This window comes from Cupriavidus sp. YAF13, assembly GCF_052113425.1.
GTDB lineage: Bacteria > Pseudomonadota > Gammaproteobacteria > Burkholderiales > Burkholderiaceae > Cupriavidus.
Map to the genome: position 1 here is coordinate 1 of NZ_JBFRDD010000107.1, position 8,248 is coordinate 8,248.

Here is an 8,248-nt window from a genome sequence, read left to right on the forward strand (position 1 = left end):
GGCGTGGCAAGCAACGCTGGCGCCTCAGGGGCGGCGGGTGCTTCAACCGGGGGCGGGGGTGCGGGTGTGGGCTCGGTACGCGCCGCCGGGGGCCGCTTTGGTGCGGCCGGCGCCGGGTGAGGCGGCGCTACGGGTGCCGGTGGCGCCGGCGGCGGCAGCAGGATGGCTTCGAGCGGCGGCGGCGCGGTCGGGTCCCGCGGCAGCCCGGGCATATGCAGCAGGCCCAGCACCGCCAGCAGGTGGGCGGCCAGCACCAGCGCAAGCGCAACCGCCCAGCGCAGGCGGCGCGAGGTAGGCTTACGGGGAAGGGCCGTTCGGCCCGCTCGTCGGGCTGCCACCAAGATAACCAAGCTCCGAAGAAATCTGCCGGGCAATATCGCGTACATGACGGTCAACCGCACCGCCCCATTCTGCATCGAATACGCTCTGCGCGCCCAGCACGATCAGCGCCATCGCCACGTGGCCGTTGGCGTCGAACACCGGCATCGAAAACGCATTGATGCCCGGCAGCACGCCACCTTTGACCCGCGCCGCGCCATGGGCGCGAACGTCGTCGCAGACCACGTCATAGTCGGCCAGTGAGCGCGGCAGGTCCGGAATATCGTCATGGCCGCGCTCCGCCAGTTCCCGTTCGACCAGCGGCCGCGTCTGTTGTTTCGGCAGGTAGGCGCCGTACAGCCTGCCGGTGGCGGAGTTGAGCATAGGCATCACGTCGCCCAGGCGCAGGCTGACCGTGACCGGGTGGCTGGATTCCTCCCAGTGCACGATGGTCGGGCCGTGGTTGCCCCAGACGGCAATGCCAATGGTCTGGTCCATCTCGTCGCGCAATTGCGACAGGATCGGGCGGGCCTTCTTGACCGGATCGAGCCGATTGAGGCCGGCGAGGCCCAGTTGCAGCGCGAACGGCCCGAGATCGTAGCGCCCGCCAACCGGGTCCTGCATCACCACGCCGAGCCGCTGGAAGCTGACCAGGTAGCGATGTGCCTTGGCCGGATTCATGTCGGCGGCGGCGGCGAGGTCGCGCAGCATCATGGCGCGCGGCGATGCTGCCAGCGCCTGCAGCAGCTTGAAGCCAACCTCGATCGACTGGATGCCGGAACGCAGCTTGGAATCGTCTTCTTCAAGTTCGGTCATGCGGCAACGGGGGGCAAGAAATTTAGAAAGATATGCATGGATCACACATACCGGCTACGCGCATGCAAAGCGATCATGCAGCCATGCCCAAGAATTTACTATAGCGAAATCGATTTACCAATTTTTAAACCGTCGGTAGACTTTGAGCGCACATATACAGGTCGGGGCGAATCGATATCTTCGGCACCGGCCAATACCGGCGCGGGCATGCCGCCATGCAATCCAGATGGCGCGGCGCCGCCGCTTTCTACAGGAGACGAAGATGACCCGCCTTTCCCCCTTCGGCCAACGCCCCGCGCGGCAAGCATGGCGCGCCTGCGCCGCACCGCTGCTAGCCGCGCTGACGCTGGGCGCCGCCGCGTTCCAGCCCGCCTGCGCCGCCGACAACTGGCCCACCCAGCCGATCCGCTGGGTCGTGCCCTATCCGGCGGGAGGCGGCACCGACGTAGTGGCGCGCACGCTGGGCCAGGCCATCACGCCGGCGCTAGGCCAGCAGGTGGTGATCGACAACCGTCCGGGCGCGGCCACCATCGTCGGCGCCGACGCGGTGGCGCACAGCAAGCCCGATGGCTACACGCTGCTGACCGCCGATACCGCCACCCTGGCGGCCAATCCGTCGCTGTACAAGAAGCTGCCCTACAACGCCGACAAGGACTTCGTGCATGTCGGGATGGTGGCGCGCTTTCCGCTGATCCTGGTGGCAACGCCGAACTTCCCGGCGCGCACGCTCAAGGAAGCCATCGAATACGTGCAGAAGAACCCCGGCAAGGTGAATTTCGCCTCGCCGGGCGCGGGCAGCCCGCACCACCTGGCCATGGAGCTGTTCATGGACCAGACCAAGACCAGGATGACCCACGTGCCCTACAAGGGCGCCGCGCCGGCGGTGCAGGACCTGCTCGCCGGCCAGGTCGAACTGATGTTCCTTGACCTCGCCTCCGGCCAGCAGAACGTGGCGGCCGGGAAGGTGCGCGCGCTGGGCGTGGCCACGCCCAAGCGCTTGACGGCGCTGCCCACGGTGCCGACGGTGGCCGAAGCCGGCGTGCCCGGCTTCGAAGCCTATGCCTGGCAAGGCGTGGTGGCGCCGGCCGGCACCCCCAAGCCGGTGGTGACCCGCCTGAACGCCGAGCTGGTGAAGGCGCTCAAGAGCGCCGATGTGCAGAAGCGCTTCGAAGGCATCGGCGTGGAGCCGGTCTCCAGCACGCCCGAGGAATTCGCGCAGTACGCGCATGCCGAAGCCGAGCGCTGGGGCAAGCTGATCAAGGCCAAGGGCATCACGGTAGACTAGCGGGCTGCATTTTCTGCTTCTTCCGCTTTGTTCAGCTTGATCAGCTTTTTTCCTAACGCACCGCATACATGAAACTCGCCACCCTCAAGGACGGCTCGCGCGACGGCCAGCTCGTGGTTGTCTCGCGCGACCTGAAGACCGCCCACTACGTCAACGATGTCGCCGGCAAGCTCCAAACCGTGCTGGATGACTGGAGCTTCTACGCGCCGCAGCTGCAGGACATCTACGATGCCCTGAACGCGGGCCGCGCGCGCCACCCCTTCGCCTTCGACCCCAGGGCATGCATGGCGCCGCTGCCGCGCGCCTACCAGTGGGCAGACGGCTCCGCCTACGTCAACCACGTGGAACTGGTGCGCCGCGCGCGCGGCGCCGAGATGCCGCCAGAGTTCTGGACCGATCCGCTCATGTACCAGGGCGGCTCCGACGACATGATCGGCCCGCACGACGATATCGTGTGCGCCAGCGAAGCCTTTGGCATCGACTTCGAGGCCGAGGTCGCCGTCATCACCGGCGACGTGAAGATGGGCGCCAAGCCCGAGCAGGCCGCCGACGCCATCCGGCTGATCATGCTGGCCAACGATGTGTCTCTGCGCAACCTGATTCCCGCCGAGCTGGGCAAGGGCTTCGGCTTCTTCCAGAGCAAGCCGGCCACCGCCTTCTCGCCGGTGGCGGTCACGCCCGACGAACTGGGCGAAGCCTGGCGCGAGCGCCGCGTGCACCTGCCGATGACCGTCCACTGGAACAGCAAGAAGGTGGGCGCGCCCGACTGCGGCACCGACATGGTGTTCGATTTCGGCCAGCTCATCGCCCATATCTGCAAGACGCGCAATGTGCGCGCCGGCAGCATCGTCGGCTCCGGCACGATCTCCAACGTCGACCGCAGCAAGGGCTACTGCTGCATCGCCGAGAAGCGCATGCTGGAGATCATCGACGGCGGCCAGCCGGTCACCGGCTTCATGAAGTTCGGCGACGCGGTCAAGATCGAGATGTTCGATGCGCAAGGCCGCTCGGTGTTCGGCGCGATCGACCAGCTGGTGTCGGCGAAGGGCTGAGGCTGAGGGGGAGCGCCGCGGGCCACGCTGCTTGCCGTTGGCCGCGCGGCGATGGGGAGTGCTTATAATTGACCGACCGAACGGTTGGCTAATTGCCGTCGACTGCGCCAGGCAGCCACCGGCGGCGACCCGGGCCGTTTTTCGCGGCCCGGCCCCCACGCGTCACCAAGGAATGGCTCCGCCATCGTTGCCCCATGACCGCAATCCCTCCGCAAGCGCCTAAGCCGTCGTCCACCCCGTTAGCGTCCGGCACAGACAACGTTGACAACGCGCCGTTGTCGCCACGCTACGACCGCTACCAGGCACTGACCCTGCGCCGGCATGGCCCCATCCTCGAGATCGTGATGGGTGCGCAACAGTCCGCCAACCGCAAGCTGGCCACAGCCGATGCCAATATGCACCGCGAGCTGGCCGAAATCTGGCGCGATGTGTCGGCCGATCCGGACGTGCGCGTGGCGCTGATCCGCGGCGAAGGCAAAGGCTTCTCGGCCGGCGGCGACCTCTCGCTGGTGGAAGACATGGCCAACGATTTCGCCACCCGCACCCGCGTGTGGCACGAGGCCCGGGACCTGGTCTACAACGTGATCAATTGCGACAAGCCGATCGTGTCGGCCATGCACGGCCCGGCGGTCGGCGCGGGGCTGGTGGCTGGCCTGCTGGCCGATATCTCGATCGCGGCCAGGACCGCGCGCATTGTCGATGGCCATACACGCCTGGGCGTGGCGGCGGGCGACCATGCCGCAATCGTGTGGCCCCTGCTGTGCGGGATGGCCAAGGCCAAGTACTATCTGATGCTGTGCGAGTCGGTGAGCGGCGAAGAGGCCGAGCGCATCGGGCTGGTGTCGCTGACCGTGGACGAAGAGGAACTGGTCGAGCGCGCCTTCGATGTGGCGCGCCGGCTGGCCGCCGGGTCGCAGACGGCGATCCGCTGGACCAAGTACGCGCTGAATAACTGGCTGCGCATGGCGGGCCCCTCGTTCGATGCCTCGCTGGCGCTGGAATTCATGGGCTTTGCCGGCCCCGATGTACAGGAAGGCGTAGCCAGCCTGCGGCAAAAGCGGCCGCCGCAGTTCGAGTAACGCAGGTAGTTCCGATCAATGCAGTTCCGCAGCCGGCGCCGCCGGCTGCCGACCCCCGGAGGCGAGACCATGTTCGGCCAGATTCCAGATTTCACCAACGGCTTCGAGTTCCTCCGCAAGATGTGGGGCAGTGCCGCCGGCATGCCGGGCGGGCTGATGCCTGGCCTGCAGGCCATGACCCCACCGATGAACCTGGAAGACGTCGACAAGCGCATCCACGACCTCAAGGCCGTGGAAGGCTGGCTGCAGCTCAACACCAACCTGCTGCGCACCACCATCCAGGGCCTGGAAGTGCAGCGCGCCACGCTGGTGGCGCTGCAGACCATCGGCACAGCGCTCTCGCCGGAGGCGATGCAAAGCGCGATGGAAAACGTGGCGCGCACGGCCAACTCGCCCAGCGCGGCGCCCTACCAGCAACCCGCCGAGCCCCCCGCGGCCAGGCGCGTCTGGCCCGAGCCCACGGTCGAGGAAAACGAGGACGAGGAAGACAACGGCCCCGATGCGCCCGAAGCTGGCCAGGCGCAAGAGCCGGCCGCAGCATCCGGCCACGCTGCCGGCCCGGGTGAGGCCACCCCGCCGGATGCCAGCCTGTGGTGGGATGTGCTGCAGCAGCAGTTCAACCAGATCGCCAGCAGCGCCGCCACCGCCAGCATGTCGCCGTTTGGAAATCTCGGCAACCTGGGCGCCTTTGGCATGCCCGGCATGCCCGGCGCTGCCGCGCCGGAAGCCGCGCCCGCTCCCGCCGCCAAGCCCGAAGGCAAGGCGCCGGCCAGCAAGGCCAGGCCGGCCCACAAGCCAGCCAGCAAGGCAGCCGGCACCAAGGCGGGGGCCAAGCCGGCCGCCAAACCCGCTCCCAAGGCCACACGCCCGGCTGGCAAGAAATCCGCGGCGGCCAAGCCCGCCGAGCCAGAAGGCAGCGCCAACGGCTCGACCGGTACTTCCGGCGAGCCGTCCTGAGCCTGGGCCGCACCTGAGCCACGCGACGCCAGGGGAACCCCGTGATCCAACTTCGGAGCCGATGCCTGCAGTGAAGACCACCTCGCTGATCATGATGGGCGGCGGCGCCCGCGCCGCCTACCAGGCCGGTGTGTTGCGCGGCCTCGCACGCATAGCCGCGCAGCACGGCCGCGATCGTGGCCGCATTCCCTTCGACATCATTTGCGGCACGTCGGCCGGCGCCATCAACGGCGCCGGCATGGCGATCAACGCGGCCAACTTCCGCGCCGCGGCCGATAGCCTGGCCGCGCTGTGGGGCGGCATCCATGCCGAGGATGTTTACCGCACCGGCATCGTCGGCGTGGGTGCATCCGGCGCGCGGTGGCTCTCCGCGCTGGCCTTCGGCTGGGCCATCCGGCGCGCGCCGCGGGCGCTGTTCGACAACGCGCCGCTGGGCGGCCTGCTCAGCGAGCTGTACGACTCCGAGCGGGTGCAGGCCAGCCTGGACGCCGGCGACCTCCAGGCCTTTGCCGTGACGGCGCTGTCCTATACCACCGGGCGCCACGTCACCTTCTACCAGTCACACCGCCGCATCCATCCGTGGCGCCGCAGCCAGCGGCTGGCCGTGGAAGCCAAGATCGGCGTGGACCACCTCCTGGCGTCGTCCTCCATCCCCTTCCTGTTCCCCGCGCTGCCGCTGGAGCTTGAAGGCCACCACGAGTGGTTCGGCGACGGCACCATGCGCCAGATGTCGCCCTTGTCGCCGGCCATCCACCTGGGCGCATCTCGCATCCTGGCCATCGGCGCGGCCTCGCGCCAGCGTCCCGGCTGGTTCGACACCGTGCCGGCCGGCGGCTACCCGTCGCTGGCGCAGGTAGGGGGCCAGGCCCTGGCCAGCATCTTCCTCGACGGCCTCAGCGCTGACCTGGAACGGCTGCAGCACATTAACAACCTGCTCTCGCGCATGCCGGAAATCGCCAACGACAGCGAAGGCTGGCGCCCGGTGCAAGTGATGACGATCTCGCCCAGCGAGCCCATCGAATCCATTGCCGCGACGCATGTGCAACAACTGCCCCGCACCGTGCGCGCCCTGCTGGCGCCGTTGGGCGGCACCGAAGCGCGCGGCGCGGCCTTTGCCAGCTACCTGCTGTTCGAGCCCGAGTTCACCCAGGCCCTGATCGACCTGGGCGAGAAAGACGCCCTGGCGCAACAGCACGAACTCGCGGCGTTCCTCTATGACGTCATCCCGCCCGATTATGGCGACGACACGAACGCAACGCCCGCACGGACGGTTACACTTGATGTCGAACCACCCGCCGGTGTAGCGGCCTGACTTATGGTGACAACAGGTTTGCCGCATCGCCGGACCTCGTGCGGAGCAATGCATACCGCTCTTTTTCGCACCAGCAAAAGCAAGGAAAGGCGCGATATTCGCCCATAAATTGGGCATCGTGCAGGTTCAGCCGCAAACACCCCCTTCCTTTGCGCTTAAAAAGGGCATTGGGAATAATTCGCATCTGGTAGAATCTGCCCGTAATTTCAAAGGCTTACCATGCTCTACCCCGAACTGTTCAAATCGCTGGAAGCGGTACGTTGGCACATGGACAAGGACATCCCCTGGGATTCCTTCGACCCGAGCCTGCTCACTGACGACCAGGCCAAGACGATCCGCATGAATGCCATCACGGAATGGTCGGCCCTGCCCGCCACCGAGATGTTCCTGCGCGACAACCGCCACGATTCCGACTTTTCGGCCTTCATGAGCATCTGGTTCTTTGAAGAGCAGAAGCATTCGCTGGTGTTGATGGAATACCTGCGCCGCTTCCGCCCGGACCTGGTGCCGACCGAAGAAGAGCTGCACGCAGTGCGCTTCGAGTTCGACCCGGCCCCGCCGCTGGAAACCCTGATGCTGCATTTCTGCGGCGAGATCCGCCTCAACCACTGGTACCGCCGTGCCGCCGAATGGCACACCGAGCCGGTGATCAAGCAGATCTACCGCACCCTGTCGCAGGATGAAGCCCGCCACGGCGGCGCCTACCTGCGCTACATGAAGAAATACCTGAACCAGTTCGGCGACAGCGCCCGCTCGGCCTTCGCCAAGATCGGCGTGCTGATGGCCTCCGCCCGCCGCACGGAAAAGCCCCTGCACCCGACCAACCTGCACGTCAACAAAGCGTTGTTCCCCAACGACACCATCCAGTCGCGCCTGCCGGACCCGGACTGGCTCGAGCACTGGCTCGACGAGCAGATCCGCTTCGACGAAGGCTGGGAGAAGAAGGTGATCGAGCGGATCCTGCACAATATGTCGCTGCTGTTCGAGCGCACTTTCGAGACCGTGCAGGATTTGAACCGGTATCGGAAGGAATTGAATGTGCGGTTGCAGGCGGCGGGTGGTGCGCAGCCGGCGCAGGCATAAAGTTGGTTTTTTGGCTGGGGGTGTAGTTTTGGCGCCTTCGGCGGGACGGGCCCCATCGGATGATGGGGTTTTGTTTTTTTTGGGGGTGTTGGGTTGTGGTTGGTTGTGGTTGCAACTGCAAACTGCAACGGCTTAACGTCAACTTCAACTGCAGTTTCACCACCCCTGCGGGGCGGCGACCTACTTTTTTGTCTTGCCAAAAAAGTAGGCAAAAAAGGCGCGCCGGATGGGGCGACCCCCCCCTCGGGATTTCACGAAAAGAGCGGCCGGGACCCAAACTCGCATCGCCTTAAGGCGATACTCAGACATGGGTCCCTCTTTTCCGCTCTTTTCGTGAAATCCCGAG

7 protein-coding genes and 1 pseudogene are annotated in these 8,248 nt (G+C 66.5%); 6 read left to right on the forward strand and 2 right to left on the reverse strand.

Translation table 11 applies throughout. The features are described 5' to 3' along the window. Both AB4061_RS39805 and AB4061_RS39810 read right to left on the reverse strand, forming a co-directional pair. Nucleotides 1-338, reverse strand: a pseudogene (locus tag AB4061_RS39805) (hypothetical protein); the annotation flags it as partial. Continuing rightward, a complete protein-coding gene (locus tag AB4061_RS39810) occupies nucleotides 298-1,134 on the reverse strand; it encodes an IclR family transcriptional regulator (RefSeq protein WP_441641545.1) in 837 nt (278 codons plus the stop codon). The gene AB4061_RS39810 and the pseudogene AB4061_RS39805, both read right to left, overlap by 41 nt. A gap of 262 nt (nucleotides 1,135-1,396) precedes the next feature. Between AB4061_RS39810 and AB4061_RS39815 the strand changes: the two genes are divergently transcribed. From AB4061_RS39815 to AB4061_RS39840, 6 genes are all read left to right on the forward strand, one after another. Beyond that, entirely contained in the window at nucleotides 1,397-2,419 is a 1,023-nt protein-coding gene (locus tag AB4061_RS39815) for a Bug family tripartite tricarboxylate transporter substrate binding protein (RefSeq protein ID WP_441641546.1), read from the forward strand. A gap of 68 nt (nucleotides 2,420-2,487) precedes the next feature. After that, complete coding sequence (locus AB4061_RS39820) at nucleotides 2,488-3,471, forward strand: fumarylacetoacetate hydrolase family protein (RefSeq protein WP_441641547.1); 984 nt, start codon at nucleotides 2,488-2,490, stop codon at nucleotides 3,469-3,471. Between the two features lie 275 nt (nucleotides 3,472-3,746). Next, nucleotides 3,747-4,550, forward strand: a complete 804-nt coding sequence (locus tag AB4061_RS39825) for an enoyl-CoA hydratase/isomerase family protein (RefSeq protein WP_150993488.1) — start codon at nucleotides 3,747-3,749, stop codon at nucleotides 4,548-4,550. 69 nt (nucleotides 4,551-4,619) lie between these two features. Continuing rightward, entirely contained in the window at nucleotides 4,620-5,507 is an 888-nt protein-coding gene (locus AB4061_RS39830) for a PhaM family polyhydroxyalkanoate granule multifunctional regulatory protein (protein ID WP_441641548.1), read from the forward strand. Nucleotides 5,508-5,568: 61 nt separating this feature from the next. Next, nucleotides 5,569-6,819: a patatin-like phospholipase family protein gene (locus tag AB4061_RS39835; RefSeq protein ID WP_441641549.1), complete on the forward strand. Its 1,251-nt coding sequence runs from the start codon at nucleotides 5,569-5,571 to the stop codon at nucleotides 6,817-6,819. Nucleotides 6,820-7,038: 219 nt separating this feature from the next. Further along, nucleotides 7,039-7,902, forward strand: coding sequence for a ferritin (locus AB4061_RS39840; RefSeq protein ID WP_043342844.1), 864 nt, complete (start codon nucleotides 7,039-7,041; stop codon nucleotides 7,900-7,902). Nucleotides 7,903-8,248 lie beyond the last annotated feature (346 nt).